General features: G+C 43.6%; 1 pseudogene. It reads left to right on the top strand.

From position 1 onward, the window contains the following. Nucleotides 1–236: pseudogene (locus RYX56_RS26855) on the top strand (virulence-associated E family protein); the annotation flags it as partial.

Consider the following 236-nt stretch of genomic DNA (forward strand, 5'->3'; position numbering starts at 1 on the left):
GCAATGTTCTCTGCCGTTCTTTGCTTACCCTTGATATGGATTACGGTAGACTCGATATCTGGGAACAAATCAGTATGCTTTTCGATTTCAAATGTTGCGTTTACTCCACTCATAAGCACACACCAGAAAATCCGAGACTCAGACTTATCGTTCCCCTTGCTCGTGAGATCAGCGAAGAAGAATATGCAGCTGTTGGACGTATGGTGGCAAAAGAAATCGGCATTGACCTTTTCGAT

The organism is Alkalihalophilus lindianensis (genome assembly GCF_032843265.1).
Taxonomy (GTDB): Bacteria; Bacillota; Bacilli; order Bacillales; family Bacillaceae_D; genus Alkalihalophilus; species Alkalihalophilus lindianensis.